Consider the following 21,183-nt stretch of genomic DNA (forward strand, 5'->3'; position numbering starts at 1 on the left):
CGAACTGATACTCCGATTAGCAGTCACGGGTTTTCTCGTGTATTTCCGTATCAATCCGTCGCTGCTCGCAATCAAACTTGACTTGGCCAAACCCGCGGCAGGAGAATCGATACCCCCTTCGCACCGCTGTGCCAAAGCGGCGTGTTGGTGTTCGCGTGCCTTCATTGGAGGTTCGTATGAGCTATCACCTGGAAGGTCGTCTGCTCGAAGTTTGCAACTGCAAGGTCCTATGCCCCTGCTGGATCGGCGAAGATCCTGACAACGGTACGTGCGACACCATTGTCGCCTGGCATATCGACAAGGGAGTGGTCGACGGTGTCGATGTTGCCGGCAATACCATCGCGGCCGTGGCCCATGTGCCCGGCAACATTCTGCAAGGCAACTGGACTGCCGCGATCTACATCGGCGACCAAGCTTCAAAAGCACAGGAAGAGGCACTGCTAAAGGTCTACACCGGCCAGGCCGGCGGACCGGTCGCCGATCTCGCCAAGCTCATCGGCCAGGTCGTATCGGTGGAGCGAGCGCCCATCCGGTTCACGGTGGTTTCGGGTAAGGGCGAACTCGAGATCGGCACGAACTACTACGCCGAACTCGAACCCTATCTCGGCGCGACCGGTGGCCAGACCACGCTGTCCGATACCGTGTTTTCAACCGTGCCCGGGGCGCCGGTGTTTGTCGGCAAGGCTCCGACTTATCGATCCAGAAACGCTGCCCTCGGCATCAATCTCGACATCAAGAATCACAACGCCCTGCAGAGCACGTTCGTCTTCGACGCATGAACTCAACGGCAGGCCCTTCGCCGCTTGGCGCTTCGCGCCATGTTCGCGTGTTCGTGCCAATCCTCGCCGCGCTGGTTGCTTTCGCTTGGGTTGCGTTGTGGGCGTGGACGCGCAGTCCTTATGGACGCTATATCGAACACGGTAACTGGATAGCCTCAGGATCGATTGCGTTTTTGTGTCGTGTCGTTCCGGGTGGCAACGTGGTCGTGCCCGTGTTACTCGAGGCCGTCGCGTGGATCCTCATGACAATGGCGATGATGTTGCCCACCACGTTGCCACTGTTCAATACCTTCGACCGGTTGACGGGCGAGCGACCAGACCATGGACGTCTCCTTACGCTGCTCGGCCTTGGCTATATCACGGTGTGGGGAGCCTTCGGACTCCTGGCGCATGCACTTCACACTGTACTGCTGTCCGTGCTCGCAAGCGTACCCACGCTGGCGTGGAATGGATGGCTGATTGGTGTCGCCATCATTGCGTTGGCCGGCGTATTTCAGTTCAGCAAGCTCAAATACCGGTGTCTGGAAAAATGCCGTACGCCGTTGAGCTTCGTCATTGAACACTGGCGTGGGCAAGCGCGAGCACGGCAAGCCTTCGCGCTTGGCGCGCATCACGGTTTATTCTGCGTCGGCTGCTGCTGGGCGCTGATGCTATTGATGTTCGCTCTCGGTACCGGCAGCCTCGGGTGGATGCTCTTGCTTGCAGCCGTGATGGCTATCGAAAAAAACGTGCGCTGGGGCAAGCATCTCAGCGCGCCCCTCGGCGTTGCGTTGCTGTCGTGGGCAGTCGTTCTGGTGGCGACCCATGCATGAAACACGCGGCGGACTGCTCATCTTGCAGACGACCGTCTTCACTACGCTGGCGATGCTCGCCTTCGCGGCCAATTCGCTATTGTGCCGGTTTGCATTGCAACGACACGAAATCGATCCGGTCAGTTTTGCCGCCATCAGGCTCGTTTCCGGGGCGATCATGCTCGCTGTCATCGTTCGACTCCGGCCGGAGCGATCCTCGCCCCGCCATGCCGACTGGCTCGCTGCGACCATGCTGTTTGCGTATGTCGCGTTCTTCTCCTTCGCGTATCTCACGTTGTCGGCAGGCACGGGAGCATTGATTCTGTTCGGCGCGGTTCAATTGACCATGCTCAGCGTTGGCGTGCGCTCCGGCGAAAAATTCGGGTACGTCGCGTGGTTCGGTCTCGCATTGGCCGTCGCTGGGCTTTGCTATCTGGTGTCGCCGGGTATCGCAGCGCCACCGCTCCTCGGCGCTGCGTCGATGGCGATCGCTGGCGTGGCGTGGGGCGTGTACTCATTGCGCGGCCGCCGCCTGACCGACCCTCTTGCCGCAGCAGCGGGAAACTTTGCGAGGGCTGCGTTGCTTGTTCCCTTGCTGAGCTTGCTTTTCATCGTCAACGCCCGCGCTTACACGGATGCGGCCGGTGTCGCTCTGAGCGTTGCATCCGGCGCACTCACGTCGGGCATCGGGTATGTCATCTGGTATGCAGCCTTGAGCAGGCTTTCTGCCATGCGCGCCGCCACCGTACAGCTGTCCGTGCCGCTGATCGCGGCATTTGGCGGAGTGCTGTTCCTATCGGAAGCGATCACTCCGCGCCTGATTGTCGCTTCTACCGCGATTCTTGGGGGCATAGCGATGGTGATGACCAGCAGGTCGCGGAACCATTGAAGGTGGACATGGTTGTAGAGCGGCGCCCACTTGTGAGTACGCACTTTGGTTATGAAGCCAACTCTCGCAGGCAATCCACTTGTCTAGCTGGGCTTCGCCGTTCAAACCACCAGGGCCAGCTATGTGTCGAGTGGCATGGTGCTAAGTGGCACATCTCAAAAAGCTGCCAGTGCTGAATTATGGAGGCGCGAATCTTCAATCAAGGCTGTGACAGGGAAGCTTTCATGACAGATGTTCTCGAAAAGAATGAGCGGTTTGAGCAACTAGCAGACACAGTTTGTCTTTCAAGGCGACAGATGCTGCTGGGCCTCGGGTTGGCTGCCGTTGCAGCCAGTTCATGGTCGAAACTTGGATGGGCGGCTGCTCCCTCGAACTGGCCGTTGTGGACGGTGGAGGGGCACGGCGGCAAGGTATTTTTGACGGGAGAAACACCAGCACGTCGAACTATCTGGAAAGACGCGCGGATAGAAGGTTTGTTGCAAAACTGTTCTGCGTTATGGACGGAAACCAACCTGATTCGGCATCAAGACATACAGGTACTCATCAAACAATACGGGATCGACGAGTCGAAGCCGCTGCTATCGAAGTTGAGTGAAAGAGACCAAAGCCGTTTGGCAGAAGCGGCGAAATTGGCGCAGGTGCCATTGGATAGTATGGCCCAATACAGACCGTGGTTCGCGGCATTTACGGTGGAGCAAGCCTACTACGCGGCCATGAATCTGCCGGAAGCCGGCACGGCGGAAAAGGTGTTGATGCCGATGGCGAAAAACGACGGCATCACTATTTCCAGCGAATTCCCATCTATTGATGACCTGGTTGCTTTCATGGGCACATCTTCGGCAGCCGAAGATGTTCAATATCTGCAATACACGCTGGATCACCTTCTTGATGGGGCTGCAAAAAACGAGCTGGTCTATTCCCGCTGGGCACGCGGTGACATGAGTGGTGCGGAGCAGATGGTTGCCAGAATGAAAGCATCGCAACCCGCCATGTACGACAAACACGTGATCGGGAGAAATGGGCGCTGGGTGCCACGCATTGACGAAATGTTGAAGAGTCCGAAACCTGCATTGGTCGTCGTCGGCCTTTACCACGTTGCAGGGCCTGACAGTGTTCTCGCGCGTTTACGGGAACATGGACTCAAAGTAACTACTGTTTGACGCGTCGCCCATTCCATGGGTGGTGCGCGTCCACGCACCACCCAATATGTAGCAACGAACTTAACCCCGGGGAGAAGCGGACTGAAGCACAGCTTGCGCCTCTGAAGCCTTCCGTATCCGGTGCGATGCAAGCAGTCGAAACGCCGCGGGCAACACAACCATTGACAAAAGCGGTGCCGTTAGCATGCCGCCGATCATGGGCGCAGCGATGCGTTGCATCACCTCCGAGCCCGCACCATGACCGAGCAGGATCGGAAACAAGCCTGCCAGAATGACGGCCACTGTCATCGCTTTCGGACGCACACGCTGCACCGCGCCTTCGCGAATCGCCATATCGAGTTCAGCAACACCCGCATGCGGATTCTGCGCAAGCTGCTTGTCCCACGCATGGCGAAGATACAGCAGCATCACGACGCCGAATTCAGCCGCCACGCCACTGAGTGCGATGAAACCGATCATGGTTGCTACGGATACCGCGTGGCCGAGCAGCCAGATCAACCATAGTCCGCCGACTAGTGCGAGCGGCACGCTCGCCATGATCAAGGCGGCTTCACTCGACCGACGAAACACAACGAAGATCAGCGCAAAAATGATCGCCAACGCGGCCGGTACGACGAGCTTCAGGCGTTCCATGGCGCTCTGTAAATATTCGAACTGTCCCGACCAGGCAATCGTCACGCCGGGCGGCAGCGAAACTTGTTCTGCCACGACACGCTGTAAACGGCTCACGACTGTTCCCAGATCGCTGCCGAACGTATCGACATAAACATACGTCGCCAACTGGCCGTTCTCGCTTTTCAGATCGGATGGACCCGCATCCAGGTTGACGTCAGCGACTTGCGCGAGCGTGAGTTGTGTTCCATTGGCGAGAATCGGCAATTCTCGCAGCGCTTCGACCGAATCGCGCTCAAGTCGCGGATAGCGCACGACGATGGGATAGCGTTCGCGTCCTTCAACCGTCTGTCCAACAGGATCGCCGCCGACTACCGTCGCGATAAGCTGCTGCACTTGGTCTTGCGTCAGCCCATAGCGCGCAGCGGCATCACGACGGACATGCACGTCGAGGTAACGACCACTGGTGGGGCGTTCCGCAATCGCAGAACTAACTCCCGGCACGTTCTTGGCCACGGTCTCGATGCGATCGGCCACAGTTTGCAGCGTCATCAAATCCGTACCTAGCACCTTGATGCCGATCGGACTCTTGATGCCGGTGGACAGCATGTCGATCCGATTGCGAATCGGCGGTACGAAGAGGTTGGTCAAGCCGGGTACGCGCACCGCCCTGTCCAATTCGGCTTCGATCTTGGCCATCGTCATCCCTGGACGCCATTGATCCTTGGGCTTGAAGCTGATCGTGGTTTCGAACATCTCCAGCGGCGCCGGATCGGTAGCACTTTCCGCGCGCCCCGCCTTGCCAAAAACATGATCGACTTCCGGAACGGTCTTGATCATGCGGTCGGTGAGTTGCAGCAGCTGCGAGGCCTTGTCTGCCGATAGCCCCGTCAATGCAGTGGGCATGTACAACAAGGTGCCTTCATCCATGGGAGGCATGAACTCGCTGCCTAACTGACTCATGGGTATTGCCGCACTAAGCAACAGTGCGCCGGCCAGCGCGAGCGTCGTTTTTGGATAGCGCAGCACCGCATCAAGAATCGGCCGATACAGTGTCATCAGACCGCGATTGAGCGGGTTATCGTTCTCATGGCGAATGCGGCCTCGCACGAGATAGCCCATCAACACCGGCACCAACGTGATCGCCAATCCCGCCGCAGCCGCCATCGCATAGGTTTTCGTGAACGCAAGCGGCTTGAACAGCTTGCCTTCCTGCCCCTGCAGCGCAAACACCGGCACGAACGACAGCGCGATGATCAGCAGGCTGATGAAAAGCGCCGGCCCGACCTCAGCCGCCGATTCCGCCACAAGCTCCCAACGTGTCGCACCTTGCGGCTCTTGCCCATCATGCGCGTCACGCCAATGTTCCAGATGTTTGTGTGTGTTCTCGATCATCACGATGGCGGCATCCACCATCGCGCCGATGGCAATCGCAATGCCGCCAAGTGACATCAAGTTGGCCGATACGCCTTGCAAATTCATCACGATGAAAGCGGCCAGCACACCCAACGGCAGCGTGATGACTGCAACGAAAGCCGATCGCATGTGGCCAAGGAACAAGGCACACACCAGCGCGACAACCAGGAACTCCTCCAGCAATTTGCCCCAGACGTTCTCTACGGCGGCATCGATCAGCTGCGACCGATCGTAGGTCGGCACAATCTCTACGCCTGTTGGCAGACTGCGCTGGAGCTCTGTCAGTTTGGCCTTGACGGCGGCAATCGCGGTTCGAGCGTTCTTCCCCGACCGCAGTACGATCACACCCCCGGCCACCTCGCCCTGCCCATCCAGTTCCGCTATGCCACGCCGAAACGTAGGGCCACGTTGTACCGTCGCGACATCGCGCAAAAACACCGGTATGCCGGCGTTACTGGTGACGACAGGAACGCTTTCGAAATCATTGCGCGTTTTCAAATAACCTTCGCTGCGCACCATCACTTCGGCTTCGCCTTGCTCAATGACCGAGCCGCCGTTCGCACCATTGGCGGCACGGACCGCGTCAATCAATTGGGTGACAGTGATGCCGCGAGCCGCCAGTGCTTGAGGATCGGGCACGACCTGCCAGGCGCGCTCCATGCCTCCGATACTGGCTACTTCTGCAACGTCCGGGACCGTCTTCAACTGGTAGCGAAGAAACCAGTCCTGTATGGCACGCAACTGACCCAGGTCGTGTTTACCGATGCGATCAACCAGCGCGTACTCGTAGATCCATCCCAGCCCCGTTGCATCGGGGCCCAACGCAGGGTTTACACCGGCTGGAAGACTACTGCGAACCTGGCTCAGATACTCCAATACACGCGATCGCGCCCAATAGAGATCCGTGTTGTCGTCAAACAACACATAGACGTAGGAATCCCCGAAGAACGAATAGCCACGTACGACTTTGGCGCCGGGTACGGAAAGCATCGTCGTAGCGAGGGGGTAAGTGACCTGATCCTCCACCACTTGCGGCGACTGGCCCGGCCAAGTGGTACGGATGATGACCTGCGTATCGGAAAGATCGGGTAACGCATCAATCGGTGTGTGCATGGTGGCATACACCCCGACAGCGGCCAGAACCAATGCAGCCAGCAATACGAGCACGCGGTGTGCAATGGCTGCACGAATCAGCGTGGCAATCATGGCTGATCTCCCATATGCATCCCCGACATCGGAGCGCTCGCTGCCGGAGCAGGTTGAGAGGAGTGGGTATCGAGTCGATCGAGTGCGCCGGACAAGCTGGCTTCCGAATCAATCAGGAATTGACCGGACACCACAACTTTTTCGTTGCCCTGCAGTCCCCCGAGAATTTCCGTGTATCCCTCCGAGGAACGACCTGTGCGCACGGATACGGGGCGAAAGTGTCCGTTCCCCTCCACGACGATCACACGCGCTTCAGAGCCCGATGTAATGAGTGCATCACTTGGCACGACCGGCACAGCCTCGCCGTTCGCCGGTGCAATGCGCACCGAGGCAAACATGCCTGGACTCAGCGCTCCATCCGCATTATCAAGCACAATGCGCGCGCGTTGCGTGCGTGTCATGGTGTCGATGTCGGGCAGCAAGGTTTCCACGGTGCCGCGGAACTCGCGCCCTGGCAGTGCATCCACTACAACGGTCACGGGCGTGCCATGACGCACCGTTCCAGCAGTCACCTGGGGCAGTGCGGCTTCAACCCAAACAGTGGACAAGCCATTCACAGTCATCAGGGTCTGACCGGCACTTACACGTTGCCCTTCTCGTACATCAAGAGCAGTGATCACGCCGCTTGCAGTGGCGTGCACGGTTATACCGCCGGTCGAACTGCGGTGAGCGCTTCGGATATCGGCGTCGGTCAAGCCCATGACATCAAGGCGTTGACGTGCAGCAGCACGCAATGCTTTAGCGTCGGAGGATTGGGCCTGCTGAAGTGCGCTGTATTCGGCGATGGCGGAATTCCATTCCGGCGCCAACATCGTCGCCAATGGTTCACCTGCCGTGATAGCGGTGTACGGAGCACGCACGTAGAGCTGGCTTACGACACCGTCGACACGAGCACTTACCGTGGTGGCTTGCCGCAAATCCCAGGTCACCGTGCCGGGAACCTGGCTTACCGACGCCAAAACCCGATGCTGCACGGGGACCGTTCGTATTCCAAGGTTTTGAACAGTCGTCGGATCAATCCGGACAATGCTCGCATCAGCACCTTCATCGGCGTACTTGGGCACCATCTTCATGCCCATGGGCGACAATCCCGGGTGATCGAAATGCTGCTCCGGCACCATGGTGTCGTACCAATACAGAACTTTTTTGTCCTGCGCTTCGGATGTCGCAGCAACCAATGATGTGGAAGACGATGGTGTGTATCGACCACTGAAGTAGCCGATAGCAAGTAACAGTGCCGCTATGGTGATAGCCGCAAAAATAGTCAGCACACGCTTCATGGCATGCTCTCCGAAGTCGGTAACAGGTAGGCCAGCGATGCCCACAGGCGCGCGCGTGCCGTAAGTGCATCGACATAAGTCATACGCAGTTCGATTTCGTCGCGGCGAGCATCCAGCCAAGGTTGCAAAGCACCGCCCCCGCGGTAGGCGGCTAGCGCTGTTTTCGTGCGATCGCGATCCAGGGGAAGCATCGTGCCCTGATATCGCTGGATCTGACGAGCCCAACCCTGCCAACTCGCGACAGTACGCGTTACGAAGGCTTGTTGTTCACGACGCGCGTCTTCATGGTTGTCCTGCGCCGCTTCCCACTGCTCTTCCCTTGCACTGATGGTCCGGTCCTGCCGATTGCGTGTGAACAGCGGCAACGTCACGCCAAATTGCACCATCACCATGTCCGAGAGCGGTCCCGCGCGCTGTCCGTAAAGGAAACTCACGCTCCAGTCGGGATGTTTGGTGGCACGTGCCCGATCCAATGCGGCCTGTGCGACTTGCTCGCGCGCCTCCCAGACTTGCATGGGAGCTTGTTGGTCGACGGCTTGTTCAAGATGCTCGGGCGCGACTGGCAATCGTCCGAAGTCAGGCGCGTCGCCAAGATCTGTAGCGGTATGCACGAGCCATCGCTGCAGACCTGCTTGCGCCACTGCAACGTCCGCGTCGGCGGCTTCCACGCGATTGTCGAGCGCTGCCGCTTCGGCGCGAGTCGCTAGCGCATCGGTCGCGCTGCCAGCGCCGCCTTTCAATCGCGCCTGCGCGATTTGCACAGCCAAAGCATTTTCAGCGTGTAGCTCGGAAAGTAGCGCGCGCTTTTGCTGTGCTGCCCACAGATCAATCCAGGCATCGGCAATACGTTCCTGGATCGATTGGATAGTGTCGGCGCCCTCAGCATCGGCGGCCTTGATCTCGGCATCCGCCACTTCGCGATCGGCAGAACGTGCTGCGCGGGAGGGGAGCGTTTGGGTAAAGCCTATCGTGCGCATCGTCATAGGGTCCGAGCGCACGCTGAAAGCACCCGATGTGTCGATGGGAAAATTCTCGACACCGAAATTCAAAGTTGGATCAGGCAAACGACCCGCGCGAGCCGCTTCTTCGTGCATCGACGCAACGTGTTCGTGATGTGCCATGAGCGCGGGTGCTTGAGCTGTGCCTTCTTGCACTGCCGCTTCCAGGGTTAACGGCGGATCTGCCGCGTAGGCCGTGAAGACCGGCGCCCCACCCAGGACGACAGCCAATCCCGACGCCACCGAGCGACGGGTAAACAGAGACAGCAACATGATGATTACTCCTGGGAGCCAACGGGTATCGCGCCCAAACGGGCACGACGACGCTTCAACGAGAAGCGCGGCTCGCTAAATCAACAAGGAGCAGAACAGAAGGTTTGCCGGCGGTGGCGGTGCTCGGAGACGATCAAGCTGCCTTTGATTGACCGTCATTGGCGACGACAACGCAACAGCAGAGGTCGGCGAGGGAGGCAGCGCCACCAAAATGCTTGGTGGCACAGATAACGGATGAATCGCAGTAGGCGCCGACGCATCCGAGGCGCAGTGCTTGGCGCACAACGCCCGATCCGCGGCCGTATGCTTCATCTGCGGGCATGTCGACGCCATAGCCCGGTCGGCCGCCGCCGTACCCATGGCCATCGTCGGACCCATCGTGCCATCCGGCATGGTGCAGACATACGCGGCGAGCGCTGACTGCAATCCGATCATGAACAGCAGTCCCCCGAGCAGCAGCCAACGCGTCAGCCGCGCGCGACGGATATCGCGCAGGCGCCAACGGGTTGGACCCAACTTCGGGATCGACAGATGCGGCATGGAAACGATTGTACTCCAGCCCGACGGGAGAGCTGCTCTTCCCTAATTTCGCTCGCCAGCCCAAATGGTTACACGCACATACAGTTGTGCCTGTGCGGTTGTCCGGATACTTCCAGGTTCATACGCCATCTAAACAGAGGACCTATTGCTGTCCAGACAGGCTTCAACGGACGACGCGGCCATCGTTAATATCCAATGCCTCCTCAGTGCCCAGTAAGGTCAAAGGAAATGGGCAGCCGAACTGTCCGACCATGGCCGCACACGCAAGCACCGCTTCAAACAAACCGGGTATACATACGCGGTTCCAAGGAAACCAACGATGAAAACATTTGGAAAAGGGTTGCTCTACATGGTGTCGCTTGCCGTCGTCTCGGTCTTCGGCATGGGCGCATTCATCGTTTCAGGAATCTACGACGTGGGCGCCGATGCACCGCATTGGCCTGTTACGTATACCGTTTTACAAATGGCACGGGACAGATCGATCGCAGTTCGAAGCCAGAACGAAAACGTGCCCGATCTGAACGATCCGCAGGTCATCCTGAAAGGTGCAGGACAATACGCTGCCATGTGCACCGGCTGCCATCTCGCGCCCGGCGTTGACGACTCGGAACTTCGCCACGGCCTGTATCCGCAACCGCCCAACCTCGCTCTACAGCATGTCGATCCAAAAACGGCGTTCTGGGTCATCAAGCACGGCATCAAGATGAGTGCGATGCCCGCGTGGGGTTCCAGCCACGACGACGCCACGATTTGGAGCATGGTGGCATTCCTTCAAAAACTGCCAACTCTGAGCCCCGAAGAATATAAAACGATCGTTGCGAAAGCGCCGCCCGACGACGACATGGACATGGACTCCAAGACCATGGGTCAACACAAGTAATCACGAAGGTTGCATCGAAATCTATCGCGCAGCTTTTGTACATATCCGGTCAATCTCGTACAAGCGAGAAAGACGGCGCTGGGCTAGCGTTGGTCACAACCTCAATATCGCGACACCGTTTGACTAACGGCTCCGTCGGAAGCTTTTTAATTAAGCAATATCTGTAGCCCGAATGAATCTATCGCGCGGGGGCACGTGTCTGCTGGCCGCTGAAGGAGAAACCGATGCGCATCGTCCATTTCGAAAAAGGGGGCGAGCACGGAATTGCGGCGAATGACGGCTCGGGTTGGCACGGTCTTACGAAGCGCAAAAGCGGATTCCCAGGCACGCTTCCCGAACTGATTGCAAATGGGGCAGATCTCTTGCGCGCAGGCAGAGACCTTCTGCTGCTACCCACCATCGATCTGGACAAAGTTCGGATACTTCCTCCGGTACCCAAGCCACCGAAAATCCTGTGTGTCGGTCTGAACTACGATGATCACCTTGAGGAAAGCGGGCTCAAAAAACCGGTCTATCCGGAAATTTTTGCACGGTTCGCAACCAGTCTGATTGCTCACCGTGATCCGATCCGTCTGCCACGCGAATCCGACACGCTCGACTATGAGGCAGAACTCGCTGTTGTGATCGGTCGCGGAGGTCGACGCATCAATCGGGACAGAGCCCTCGATCACGTTGCGGGTTACTCCCTCTTCAACGACGCGACGATCCGCGATTTTCAACTGCGCACACCGCAATGGACGATGGGCAAGAATTTCGATGGCACAGGGGCATTCGGTCCCTGGCTAGTGACGCCCGACGCCTTGCCGCCAGGAGCTCACGGCCTGCGCATTCAGGGCCGATTGAACGGTCAAGTGATGCAGGACTCATCGATCGACAAGCTCATTTTCAGCGTCCCGGCATTGATCGAAATGATCAGCGTCGCGATCAGTCTGGAGCCTGGCGATGTGATCATCACCGGGACACCCGGCGGCGTTGGGGCAGCGCGTAAACCACCTGTTTTCATGAAGCCTGGCGATGTCTTCGAAGTGGAGATCGAGGGAATGGGTGTATTGAGCAACACCGTCCAACACGAATCACCCGACGAGGCATCGCGATGAGTAGAAAGTTATTTTCCGCAAACCCATCGCGCATAGGACGCGGCAATGGGCCATCAAAGAGCGATGCAGTGTCCGCCTCGCTGGTCGACGGGACACCCACTGATCTGAAGGCCGATCTCATCGCCCTGCTGGGAAAACAGAACGTTCTCCATAGAGCCATCGATCTCGTACGGTTTGCCTCCGATGCAAGCCCTTATCGACTCATTCCGCAAGTTGTCGTGCAGCCTCGAACCACCGATGACATCGCCAAGCTCTTTCGCTATTGCCGCGACAACGGAAGGCACGCGACGCTTCGCGCCGCAGGCACCAGCTTGAACGGTCAATCTCTATCGGACGATCTGCTCATCGACGTGCGCCGTCATTGGTACGGTGCCAAAGTGGAGAACGATGGGTTCCGAGTGCGCGCGCGTGCAGGAATGATCCTTGGGCACATCAACGCGATGCTTGCGCGATACGGCCGACGACTAGGACCGGATCCGGCGAGCCTGAATGCGTGCACCATCGGCGGCGTGATCGCCAACAACTCGGGCGGCATGCGCTGCACCGTCAAGAACGACGCTTATCAGACCGTTTCGGCGATGACGTTCGTAACAGCCTCCGGCGCCGTTATCGACACCTCGGCTCCCGACGCGGAAGCGGTATTCGAACGAGCCGAACCCGATCTGGCGCGAGGACTGCTGGTACTTCGCGAACAACTGCTTGCCGATCGTGAGCTGACTGACCGTGTGCGACGAAAGTATTCGATACGGAACACTCATGGCTATCGGCTCTGCGCGCTGCTCGACGGCGAAACGCCACTTGAAATCTTTCGTCGGCTGCTCGTGGGATCCGAGGGCACGCTCGCATTCGTTGCCGAGGCCGTGATCAGCACCGTCCCCGCGCCCAACGTAACCAGTGTCGCGTGGATACCGGTACCCACCATCGACGAAGCCGTCGGCCTTGTGCCGAGCCTCGTTGGTCTCGGCGCCACCGCCGTTGAGTTGATGATCGCCCCTGCTCTCACTGCCGCGGGCAATGCCTTCGCGAACACGCCTTGCTACTGGAAAACGCTCGATCCGAATGCTGCCGCTCTGCTCGTAGAGTTCGGTGCCAAAGACACGCAAGCGCTCGAGGTCTTGCAGAGCAAGGTCATCGAGTTGACCTCCGGCAACCATCTACTCCATCCCGTAGAGTTCACGAGCGTGGAGGAAGCTGTCGAGCTGGCATGGCATGTGCGCGAGGGACTGCTCGGGCTGGTCGGCAAACTTCGCCCGAAGGGCTCGACGCTCATCACCGAAGATGTGTGCTTTCCGCCAGAACGCCTTGCGCAAGGTGCGAGAGACGTCCAGGAATTGCTCAGCAAGCATGGCTTCATCCCTGGCGTCGCGGGTCATGCGGCGCACGGAAATCTTCACTTCACGCTGGTTGCGGACTTTAGCAATCCAGACGATCACGAACGCTACGCGGTCTTCATGAAAGAGCTCGTCGAACTTGTCGTCCGCAAGCACGATGGCTCGCTCAAGGCCGAGCACGGCACTGGTCTGAACATGGCGCCTTTCGTCGAATCGGAATGGGGCGCAAAGGCCACCGCCATGATGTGGCGAATCAAGGAGCTCGCCGACCCCAAAGGTATTCTCGGACCGAACGTGATCCTGACGCGCAACGCAAAACTCCACCTGGAGAATTTGAAATCGGTGCCGTTGATCGAAAACGTCACGGATTCCGTGCAATGCATCGAGTGCGGATTTTGCGAACCGGTTTGTCCCAGCCGCAATGTCACCATGACACCAAGGCAGCGTATCGTGACCAGGCGTGAAATGGCTCGCCAATCACCCGAATCACCCATGCTTACCCAGCTGCAGCAGGAATATCAGTACGACGGCATCGAGACCTGCGCGGGCGACGGTACATGCGCAATTCCATGCCCGATCGGCATCAACACCGGTGCCCTGATCCGCGAATTCCGTGCGGTGGAAACTACGCCGGCGGCCGACAACGTCGCGCTACGACTCGCCAAGAACTGGACTTCGGTCGAGAAGCTAGCTCGCGTTGGCCTGTCCGCCACACATGCCTTCTCCACCGTATTCGGATACAAGCCGCTGAAGGGTTTGACTGGACTTGCGCGAGCGGTGGCTAGTCCCGATCTGATTCCCAGTGTGCCTGGCCCTATGCCTCGATCTGCTCGTGCTCTGCCGTCGACCCCAATGGGCGGTGCCGCAGCCGTGTATTTTCCCGCCTGCATCAACCGGATGTTTGGCCGCGATCCGGATAGCCCGGCTTCGCCTTCATTGCCGGAGGCATTCGTCGAACTATCCGAACGCGCCGGAAAACCGTTGTGGATTCCGCCTGACGCCATCGGTCTGTGTTGTTCGACCCCCTGGAAATCGAAGGGGTATCCGAAAGGCCACGAGTTCATGGCCAAATCCATCGCCGACGCCATGTTGCGATGGAGCGACGACGGTAAGCTCCCGATCGTCGTTGACGCGGCATCGTGCACTCTCGCGCTCAGCCAGGATATTGCTTCGCTACTCGATGCAAAGACCAAAGCCGAGTACGAGAGTCTTACCATCATCGACTCGATTGCATGGTGTCGCGACTTGCTTCCAAAGTTGACGATCCGGCGCAAGCTCGGGCGTGTCGCCGTGCATCCAACCTGCTCCATCACGCATTTGGGATTGGCCAAGACACTCAAGCAAATTGCGGCGCACTTGGCGGACGATGTCGAGGTGCCGATCGGCACGACATGCTGCGGCACGGCGGGGGATAGAGGCCTCCTGCATCCCGAACTCGTCGTCTCGTCGACCCGCGAAGTCAAAGCCGTCCTGGATGCTCACCCTGCCGAGGCCTACGTTTCGGCGAACCGAACCTGTGAGATGGGCCTCCGGCATGCGACGGGGCGACCATACGAGTCGTTTGTTTTCCTGCTCGAGGAATTGAGCCGTCCAGAGGTGCTCTAACAGATGACCGAAAGCTCATCGAGACGATGACCTAAAAGGAATCAGTCCATGCCATTTTCCGACTACAAATGTTTGAAGCTCACGATCAACTCCGGCGTTGCATTCGTCAGCATCAATCACCCGCCAATAAATCTTCTCGATGAAGTTCTATCGCCGGAATTGGACAAACTTGGCAGGGAGCTCGAAACCGATGAGAGTGTCCGCGTTATCGTCTTGCAGAGCGCCCTTCCTGATTTTTTTATCGCTCACTCCGGTTTAGGCCGGGTTGGAGCCGCTTCCAAATTGGTATCGCATACGCGCAGCTTTCGTCTTACGCAGATGATCGGCGAGCGATTCAGAAACATGCCCAAGGTAACGATTGCGAAAATCGAAGGACGTTGCCGGGGTGGAGGAAGTGAAATCGCACTTGCCGCAGACATGTGTTTTGCTGCCATAGGTAAAGCGATCTTTGGTCATCCAGAGGTCGCGGTCGGGCTTGTTCCGGGCGGCGGCGCCACGCAACGATTGCCACGAGTCATGGGGCGTGCGCGCGCCCTGGAGGTGCTTTTAAGTTGCAATGATTTTTCGGCCGAGCTGGCAGAGCTTTACGGCTATATCAATCGTGCGTTGCCGGCGGACAAATTGACGCCCTTTGTCGAGGAACTGGCCTATCGCATCGCTTCATTTCCCGCGCATACCATCGCTCATGTCAAAGCGGCCGTGGATATTGGAGCCTTCGGCTCTTTGGCAGAAGGGCTTCTGGTGGAAGCCCACGAGTCAGATTTGAGTGTCGCCAGCGAGATATCGCAAGCGCGCGTGAAGGAAGCACTGAAGGTCGGCGCCGAAACGTATGAAGGTGAGTTGGAAATGGATTTTCTAGAGAGACTTTCCCCGACAAAATAACGCGGCGACTGAAGGTCGTCTCATGCGCTTACAAGATACGATGCCGCTCACTCTGATTAGGCATGTTTGGTTATCGACTATCCGCACAGATTTCTCGGCAAAACTCCAGGAAGGCTTCGACTGCTGCCGGCGCCAAACGGCGCGATGGCCGCATGATGTACAGCGGAAACGTTTCTCCCGGCCAATTGGGGAACAACTCGACGAGTGCGCCACTCGCAATCAACGGTTCGATGCCCAGGTACAGCAGCTGCGCGATACCAACGCCGGCCACGCATGCTTGCACCATCGTGTCGACGTCGGTGAGCGTCAGGTGGCCTTTCGTTTCAACGGGAAGCACCTCGCTGCCACGCTGAAACTCCCAGTGAAACGGTTTGCCGTGCCGCGGATCGATGTACTGAATGCAATCGTGCTCGACGAGCTTGGCGGGTGTTTTGGGTTGCCCATGCCTGGCGATGTAGGCGGGCGACGCCACCGTCAGCACTCGCGTTTCGAGCAAGAGTCGCGACGACATCGTAGAAGGAGGTTGCGGCCCGAAGCGCACTGCAACGTCGATACCTTCAGTGATCAAATCACCCACATCCGGGTTCTGCAAAATGGTTAGCTCGAGTCCCGGGTAACGCTCTCGCAACAGCGGCAGCTTCGGCACAAGTACGTGACGCGCAAAGATGGGATTGAGACTCACGCGTAGCGCGCCGCGCACCGTCACGGCGGCCCCTGTCGCGAAATTCGCAGCTTCCTCGATGCCTTCAAGATGCGGTGCCGCGCGCTCGTAAAGACGAAGTCCCTCATCCGTAAGATGCAGCGTTCGGGTGGTGCGATTCAAAAGCCGTACGCCCAATCGTTCTTCCAGTCTCGCGACCGAACGGCTCACCCCGGATGCCGATAGCCCGAGCATCTCGCCTGCCCTGCTGAAGCTGCCGGCCTCTACCACCGCGGCCAACACGCTCATCCCCGAAAGCAGCCGCCCATCGAAGCTCATGGGGCCTCCTCCATTTGTGACTTTTAGCAAAAATGATTTGAGCGACTCTACCTTTATCAAAGATGGGCCACAACCTATCGTTGCGCCCACGGTAGGCCAGCGGGTCGACAAGGGCTTCAGGCCGCTACCGCCAAAGCCATTGACCGCTTCACTCATCGATAAAGGGAGACCTTCTTATGTCCGGTTTCGCACGCAATACCCTTTTCAAGGGCGGCACCATCCTGACGATGGATGCCAAGGTTCCTAACCTGGCGATCGGCGACGTTCTCGTCCAGGGCGACCGCATCGCGGCCATTGGCCCGGACCTCCATATCGAGGATGCCGAGATCATTGACGCATCGGGCAGTATCGTCCTGCCGGGCCTGATCGATGCCCATCACCATGCGTGGCTCGGCGTGATGCGCCGGCTCATGCCCGATGTGGATGATCTGTTCGCTTACATCGACGTCGTGGCCGAAAAGCTCGGTGCGCACTATCGCCCACTGGATATGTATCTGAGCACGAAGCTGACGGCGACCGCGTCGCTCGACGCAGGCATCACCACCATCATCGACGCCTGCCACAGTTCGCGCACGCCCGAACACACGGACGCAGCGCTCGATGCGCTTGATAACGCGGGCATCCGCGCACTGCATATGGTGGGCGCCGCCATGGACAAGCAGGCTTCGGCAGCGCATTTACCGCGCGATCTCGAACGGCTGGCACTCAACTGGAATCATGGCGAAGGTCTCGTTCGAGTTGGCTTGTTCGGGCAACTCAAACTCGACTGGTGGAAAATCGCGCGCGAACTCGACATGCGCATCCTGACCGAGTTCATCGGCGACCTTGCCAAGCTTTCACCGGAATTTGCACAACCGGGCGTATTGGGGCCGCACAATATCTTCAACCATTGCACACGCGTGCCCGAAGAAACGTGGAAGCTGTTTGCACAGGCCGGCGTCAACATCACCGTCAATCCGCGCTCGGATGCGTTGTTTGGTTTCGATGACGAGACGTTCGCGTATCAGAAGGCCATCGACTACGGCTTGAAGCCCGCACTTGGCATCGATCTGGACACCGCGTTCGGTAGCGACATGTTCGGCGAGATGCATGCGTTGTTCGGCCAGCAGCGCTCAGCCATGCGCTATCGCCGCTTCCACAAGGAAGACAACGTACCGGCTCCCATCTCGGTGAATGCCGTGCTGGAAGCAGCAACAGTCAATGGCGCACGGGCCGCGGGTCTCGAAGATTCGATCGGCACGCTGAGCCCGGGCAAACAGGCCGACATCATCATGATTCGCACGGATGGTGCGGCGGTTTTCCCGGTAACGAATGCGATCGGCACGGTCGTGCAGGCTGTCGAGCGTTCGGATGTCGACACCGTGATGGTTGCCGGTGAGATCCGTAAGCGCGCAGGCAAATTGATCGGCGTCGATGTGGCGCAACTGTCCGCGGATGTCATGGCCTCCCGCAACTATTTGCTCAAAGCGAGCGGGTATCGCCCAGACCTCTTCAGCACGTCTGCCGCCAACACCGAAGTCTTGGCGTAATCCGAAGGCGTCGCCGACGGAAACCGGCGACGCCTCGATCCTCATCAACTTAAGTTCGTGGAGGCTGTTATGTCAGCGCCCGCTATCAACGATGTGAGTCGGCCTCAGGCAACGCCGGTTCATCTGTCTCGTCCCGCGCCCGGCATCATCGCGGCATTGTTCTGCGGCTATCTCGCTGTCGGTCTGCCGCTGCCGGTCATTCCGCTCTTCATTCACGAGAAGCTTCACTTCAGTAACTTTATTGTTGGTCTCGTTATCGGTATCCAGTTCGTCGCTACCGTGCTGACGCGTGGTTATGCCGGCCGGCTCACCGATCATCACGGCGGCAAGCGATCGGCTCTCCAAGGCGCGGTGGTGTGCGCATTCGGCGGACTTCTTTACCTGATTGCAGCGACGCCTGGTCAGTCACCTGCGATCAGCCTTGCTGTGGTCATCGCTGGCCGTCTCGTTGCCGGATTCGGCGAGAGTCAGTTCGTCACCGGTTGCGTATCCTGGTCGATCGCGTCGGTGGGTCCGCAACGCGCCGGCATGTCGATGTCGTGGACCGGCATTGCGATGTTTGCAGCGCTCGCTATCGGTGCACCGGTCGGCATGATGCTTTATCAGGCCTATGGGCTTCGCACTGCCATGATTGCGTGCATCATCGCACCGCTTATGGGTGCAGTGATTGCGCTGCGTGGCACGTCCTACGCAAGTTCTGCGGGGCAACGCCTGCCGTTCTACCGTGTCATCGGTCAGATTTGGCGAGAGGGACTTGGCCTCATGTTGCAAGGCGTTGGCTTGTCGGGTCTCACGGCTTTCGCATCGCTTTACTTCGCCGCAAAGACATGGAGTCATGCGGGCCTGGTGATGACGGCTTTCGGCATCGGCTTCATTCTCGTGCGTCTCGTGCTCGGGCATTTGCCGGACAAAATGAGCGGTTACCGCGTTGCACTCTGGTCATTCGTTGTCGAAGCTATCGGTCAAGCCATGCTTTGGACCGCTCCGTATGAAATCGTCGCCCTCGTCGGTGCGCTCGTCACGGGACTTGGCTGCGCACTTGTATTCCCAGCACTTGGTGTGGAAGCACTCAAGCGCGTAACGCCCGCTAATCGTGGCAGCGCAATGGGTGCATTCGTCGCCTTTCTTGATATCGCTTACGGGGTATCCGGCCCTACGGCGGGCATCATCGCCGGACATTTCGGTTATGCCGCCGTCTATCTCTTCGGCGCAGTCTGCGCACTGATTGGTGCGGGTCTCGTGCTCACCGTTCGCGCACCACAATATTGAACACAAACGTCGTACCGGCAAACCAATGCTTGCTGGCGCCGGCCACAGGAGAAAGAAACATGTCACGCGTCTTTATTACGGGTTCGTCCACCGGCCTTGGCTTGATGACGGCCGAACTGCTCGCAAGTCAGGGCCACAAAGTCGTGATCCACGCACGCAACGCCAATCGCGCCGAGGATGCTGCACGATCCCTACCTGAAGCAGAGGCCGTCGTCATTGGCGACCTGGAAACCATCGCAGGCTCGACGAGTGTTGCAGCACAAGTCAACGCACTCGGGCGCTTCGATGCAGTCATCCATAATGCGGCGGTCGGATATCGCGAAGGACATCGCGTGACATCCGATGGCTTGCCGCACGTCTTCGCCGTCAACACGTTATCCGCTTATTTACTCACCGCACTCATTGAGCGCCCAAAGCGACTCGTCTATCTCAGCTCCGGTATGCATCATCACGTCGACGCGAATCTGGACGACATTCTCTGGAAGACGCGCCGCTGGAGTGGCTCTTCTGCTTATGCCGAAAGCAAGCTGCACGACACCATGCTCGCCTTCGCGGTCGCCCGACGCTGGAAAGACGTTCTGTCGAATGCCCTGGAACCCGGCTGGGTGCCGACCAGGATGGGTGGACCTGGTGCGCCCGACGATATGGACAAGGCGCACGTTACCCAAGCTTGGCTAGCCGTGAACGATAATTCTGACGCGCACGTCACAGGCAAATATTTCTATCACCTCAAGCAGATGAAACCGAATCGACAGGCCTACGACGCGGTGCTGCAAGATCGTCTGCTGGCCATTTGCGCTGAAGTTTCCGGCGTAACGCTACCAGCCTGACCTGTGCCCTCGCCAAAACGTTAGGCTACAAGAAGCTGGTTTCATGTCCGTCTAGGGTCGACAGCGGACCGACAGTCAACGCTCGCAAACAATCGCGGCCGCACGATGGCGGCCGCGTTGCGTGGTGGTCTTGCGTAGAACTTAGAAGCGATATTCGAGCGTGCCGCCGTATACGCTGGTGCCGAAATGACCTTGCCAGATGCCGGGGGCCTGCGAATGGTATTCATCGTAATTCAGGCTTACGCCCAGATGACGATTGAAGTCGTAGCCCACGCCGGCGCCTGCATAAAAGCCGTTGCCAGTGGCCGTGGACGTGCTACTCGGTAGCAGACCGAACGTATCGTGCTGATGTCCGTCGGTCTGCGAATGGAACCAGCCTCCGCGCACCGAAAAGAACCAGCCGTTAGCATCGCCAGCATGCCACTTGAAAACGCCGCCCAAGATTTCACCATCGGTTTTAGCGCTTATACGGAGCGGGTCATACGGACCACCTAAGCTGCTCACGAGGTGGTAGTTGGTGCCGGAGACGTTACCCAAATCCACGTAGCCGGTTTCCACGCCCCAGGTATACGACTGGACATTCCACAGATAACCCAGACGCACCGCGCCTGCCCAACTGGTGGGATCCCTGCTACGCAGATTGTTGAAAGCCGTATCCTGACCAGCCGCTTCGCCATTGACGAAGATTTGACCATCCATTGCCATAGCCGACGTGGACGCAATAGCGATGGCCACGCCGATGGCGATCTTTGAAATCCCTAGTTTCATTGGAGCCCCTGATAAGAAGAGTGGGTTGTTGTCGACGAATGAACGCAACGATCCGACCACTTTGGTATT

17 protein-coding genes are annotated in these 21,183 nt (G+C 58.5%); 11 read left to right on the forward strand and 6 right to left on the reverse strand.

The window, feature by feature from the left end; genetic code table 11:
- The first annotated feature begins 176 nt into the window (after positions 1–176).
- The 4 genes from EKH79_RS06590 to EKH79_RS06605 all read left to right on the forward strand — a co-directional run bounded on the left by EKH79_RS06590 (position 177) and on the right by EKH79_RS06605 (position 3,619).
- Positions 177–779, forward strand: a complete 603-nt coding sequence (locus EKH79_RS06590; protein ID WP_126672961.1) for a DUF1326 domain-containing protein — start codon at positions 177–179, stop codon at positions 777–779.
- Positions 776–1,591, forward strand: coding sequence for a DUF2182 domain-containing protein (locus EKH79_RS06595; protein ID WP_126672962.1), 816 nt, complete (start codon positions 776–778; stop codon positions 1,589–1,591). The genes EKH79_RS06590 and EKH79_RS06595 overlap by 4 nt, the downstream gene beginning before the upstream one ends.
- Positions 1,584–2,459 (forward strand): DMT family transporter, encoded by an 876-nt coding sequence (locus EKH79_RS06600; protein WP_126672963.1) that lies wholly within the window; start codon positions 1,584–1,586, stop codon positions 2,457–2,459. Before EKH79_RS06595 ends, EKH79_RS06600 begins: the two co-directional genes overlap by 8 nt.
- A 224-nt stretch (positions 2,460–2,683) precedes the next feature.
- On the forward strand, positions 2,684–3,619 hold the full coding sequence (locus tag EKH79_RS06605; RefSeq protein WP_158621209.1) for a TraB/GumN family protein: 936 nt from the start codon (positions 2,684–2,686) through the stop codon (positions 3,617–3,619).
- A 60-nt stretch (positions 3,620–3,679) separates the two neighbouring features.
- On the opposite strand, the gene EKH79_RS06610 is transcribed toward EKH79_RS06605, so the two are convergent.
- The 4 genes from EKH79_RS06610 to EKH79_RS06625 form a co-directional block, all read right to left on the reverse strand.
- Entirely contained in the window at positions 3,680–6,853 is a 3,174-nt protein-coding gene (locus EKH79_RS06610) for an efflux RND transporter permease subunit (RefSeq protein ID WP_126672965.1), read from the reverse strand.
- The gene (locus EKH79_RS06615; RefSeq protein ID WP_126672966.1) at positions 6,850–8,133 is read right to left on the reverse strand and encodes an efflux RND transporter periplasmic adaptor subunit; all 1,284 of its coding nucleotides are present in this window, start codon (positions 8,131–8,133) and stop codon (positions 6,850–6,852) included. The genes EKH79_RS06610 and EKH79_RS06615 overlap by 4 nt, the downstream gene beginning before the upstream one ends.
- On the reverse strand, positions 8,130–9,404 hold the full coding sequence (locus EKH79_RS06620; protein ID WP_126672967.1) for a TolC family protein: 1,275 nt from the start codon (positions 9,402–9,404) through the stop codon (positions 8,130–8,132). The genes EKH79_RS06615 and EKH79_RS06620 overlap by 4 nt, the downstream gene beginning before the upstream one ends.
- A 75-nt stretch (positions 9,405–9,479) precedes the next feature.
- A complete protein-coding gene (locus EKH79_RS06625; RefSeq protein WP_126672968.1) occupies positions 9,480–9,944 on the reverse strand; it encodes a hypothetical protein in 465 nt (154 codons plus the stop codon).
- A 319-nt stretch (positions 9,945–10,263) separates the two neighbouring features.
- Between EKH79_RS06625 and EKH79_RS06630 the strand changes: the two genes are divergently transcribed.
- From EKH79_RS06630 to EKH79_RS06645, 4 genes are all read left to right on the forward strand, one after another.
- Complete coding sequence (locus tag EKH79_RS06630) at positions 10,264–10,824, forward strand: c-type cytochrome (RefSeq protein ID WP_126672969.1); 561 nt, start codon at positions 10,264–10,266, stop codon at positions 10,822–10,824.
- Positions 10,825–11,048: 224 nt separating this feature from the next.
- Complete coding sequence (locus EKH79_RS06635; RefSeq protein ID WP_126672970.1) at positions 11,049–11,921, forward strand: fumarylacetoacetate hydrolase family protein; 873 nt, start codon at positions 11,049–11,051, stop codon at positions 11,919–11,921.
- A gap of 68 nt (positions 11,922–11,989) precedes the next feature.
- On the forward strand, positions 11,990–14,857 hold the full coding sequence (locus tag EKH79_RS06640) for an FAD-binding and (Fe-S)-binding domain-containing protein (protein WP_199754162.1): 2,868 nt from the start codon (positions 11,990–11,992) through the stop codon (positions 14,855–14,857).
- 48 nt (positions 14,858–14,905) lie between these two features.
- The gene (locus EKH79_RS06645) at positions 14,906–15,739 is read left to right on the forward strand and encodes an enoyl-CoA hydratase/isomerase family protein (protein WP_126672972.1); all 834 of its coding nucleotides are present in this window, start codon (positions 14,906–14,908) and stop codon (positions 15,737–15,739) included.
- 70 nt (positions 15,740–15,809) lie between these two features.
- On the opposite strand, the gene EKH79_RS06650 is transcribed toward EKH79_RS06645, so the two are convergent.
- A complete protein-coding gene (locus EKH79_RS06650) occupies positions 15,810–16,718 on the reverse strand; it encodes a LysR family transcriptional regulator (RefSeq protein ID WP_126672973.1) in 909 nt (302 codons plus the stop codon).
- Between the two features lie 176 nt (positions 16,719–16,894).
- Here EKH79_RS06650 and EKH79_RS06655 point away from each other — a divergent pair, with 176 nt between their 5' ends.
- From EKH79_RS06655 to EKH79_RS06665, 3 genes are all read left to right on the forward strand, one after another.
- The gene (locus tag EKH79_RS06655; protein ID WP_126672974.1) at positions 16,895–18,247 is read left to right on the forward strand and encodes an amidohydrolase family protein; all 1,353 of its coding nucleotides are present in this window, start codon (positions 16,895–16,897) and stop codon (positions 18,245–18,247) included.
- Positions 18,248–18,316: 69 nt separating this feature from the next.
- Positions 18,317–19,516, forward strand: coding sequence for an arabinose transporter (locus EKH79_RS06660; RefSeq protein WP_126672975.1), 1,200 nt, complete (start codon positions 18,317–18,319; stop codon positions 19,514–19,516).
- 59 nt (positions 19,517–19,575) lie between these two features.
- Positions 19,576–20,346: an SDR family NAD(P)-dependent oxidoreductase gene (locus tag EKH79_RS06665; protein WP_126672976.1), complete on the forward strand. Its 771-nt coding sequence runs from the start codon at positions 19,576–19,578 to the stop codon at positions 20,344–20,346.
- Positions 20,347–20,487: 141 nt separating this feature from the next.
- Here the strand turns inward: EKH79_RS06665 and EKH79_RS06670 are convergent, their stop codons facing one another.
- A complete protein-coding gene (locus tag EKH79_RS06670) occupies positions 20,488–21,114 on the reverse strand; it encodes an outer membrane protein (RefSeq protein WP_158621210.1) in 627 nt (208 codons plus the stop codon).
- Positions 21,115–21,183 lie beyond the last annotated feature (69 nt).

This window comes from Dyella dinghuensis (genome assembly GCF_003977615.1).
Classification (GTDB): Bacteria; Pseudomonadota; Gammaproteobacteria; order Xanthomonadales; family Rhodanobacteraceae; genus Dyella_B; species Dyella_B dinghuensis.

What these genes read in the sequence shown, in the direction of transcription:
- EKH79_RS06650 (WP_126672973.1), bottom strand. Translation starts at nt 16,718, where the DNA reads ATGAGCTTCGATGGGCGGCTGCTTTCGGGGATGAGCGTGTTGGCCGCG.
- EKH79_RS06610 (WP_126672965.1), bottom strand. Translation starts at nt 6,853, where the DNA reads ATGATTGCCACGCTGATTCGTGCAGCCATTGCACACCGCGTGCTCGTA.
- EKH79_RS06645 (WP_126672972.1), top strand. Translation starts at nt 14,906, where the DNA reads ATGCCATTTTCCGACTACAAATGTTTGAAGCTCACGATCAACTCCGGC.
- EKH79_RS06665 (WP_126672976.1), top strand. Translation starts at nt 19,576, where the DNA reads ATGTCACGCGTCTTTATTACGGGTTCGTCCACCGGCCTTGGCTTGATG.
- EKH79_RS06590 (WP_126672961.1), top strand. Translation starts at nt 177, where the DNA reads ATGAGCTATCACCTGGAAGGTCGTCTGCTCGAAGTTTGCAACTGCAAG.
- EKH79_RS06620 (WP_126672967.1), bottom strand. Translation starts at nt 9,404, where the DNA reads ATGTTGCTGTCTCTGTTTACCCGTCGCTCGGTGGCGTCGGGATTGGCT.
- EKH79_RS06615 (WP_126672966.1), bottom strand. Translation starts at nt 8,133, where the DNA reads ATGAAGCGTGTGCTGACTATTTTTGCGGCTATCACCATAGCGGCACTG.
- EKH79_RS06655 (WP_126672974.1), top strand. Translation starts at nt 16,895, where the DNA reads ATGTCCGGTTTCGCACGCAATACCCTTTTCAAGGGCGGCACCATCCTG.
- EKH79_RS06600 (WP_126672963.1), top strand. Translation starts at nt 1,584, where the DNA reads ATGCATGAAACACGCGGCGGACTGCTCATCTTGCAGACGACCGTCTTC.
- EKH79_RS06595 (WP_126672962.1), top strand. Translation starts at nt 776, where the DNA reads ATGAACTCAACGGCAGGCCCTTCGCCGCTTGGCGCTTCGCGCCATGTT.
- EKH79_RS06605 (WP_158621209.1), top strand. Translation starts at nt 2,684, where the DNA reads ATGACAGATGTTCTCGAAAAGAATGAGCGGTTTGAGCAACTAGCAGAC.
- EKH79_RS06630 (WP_126672969.1), top strand. Translation starts at nt 10,264, where the DNA reads ATGAAAACATTTGGAAAAGGGTTGCTCTACATGGTGTCGCTTGCCGTC.
- EKH79_RS06635 (WP_126672970.1), top strand. Translation starts at nt 11,049, where the DNA reads ATGCGCATCGTCCATTTCGAAAAAGGGGGCGAGCACGGAATTGCGGCG.
- EKH79_RS06625 (WP_126672968.1), bottom strand. Translation starts at nt 9,944, where the DNA reads ATGCCGCATCTGTCGATCCCGAAGTTGGGTCCAACCCGTTGGCGCCTG.
- EKH79_RS06670 (WP_158621210.1), bottom strand. Translation starts at nt 21,114, where the DNA reads ATGAAACTAGGGATTTCAAAGATCGCCATCGGCGTGGCCATCGCTATT.
- EKH79_RS06660 (WP_126672975.1), top strand. Translation starts at nt 18,317, where the DNA reads ATGTCAGCGCCCGCTATCAACGATGTGAGTCGGCCTCAGGCAACGCCG.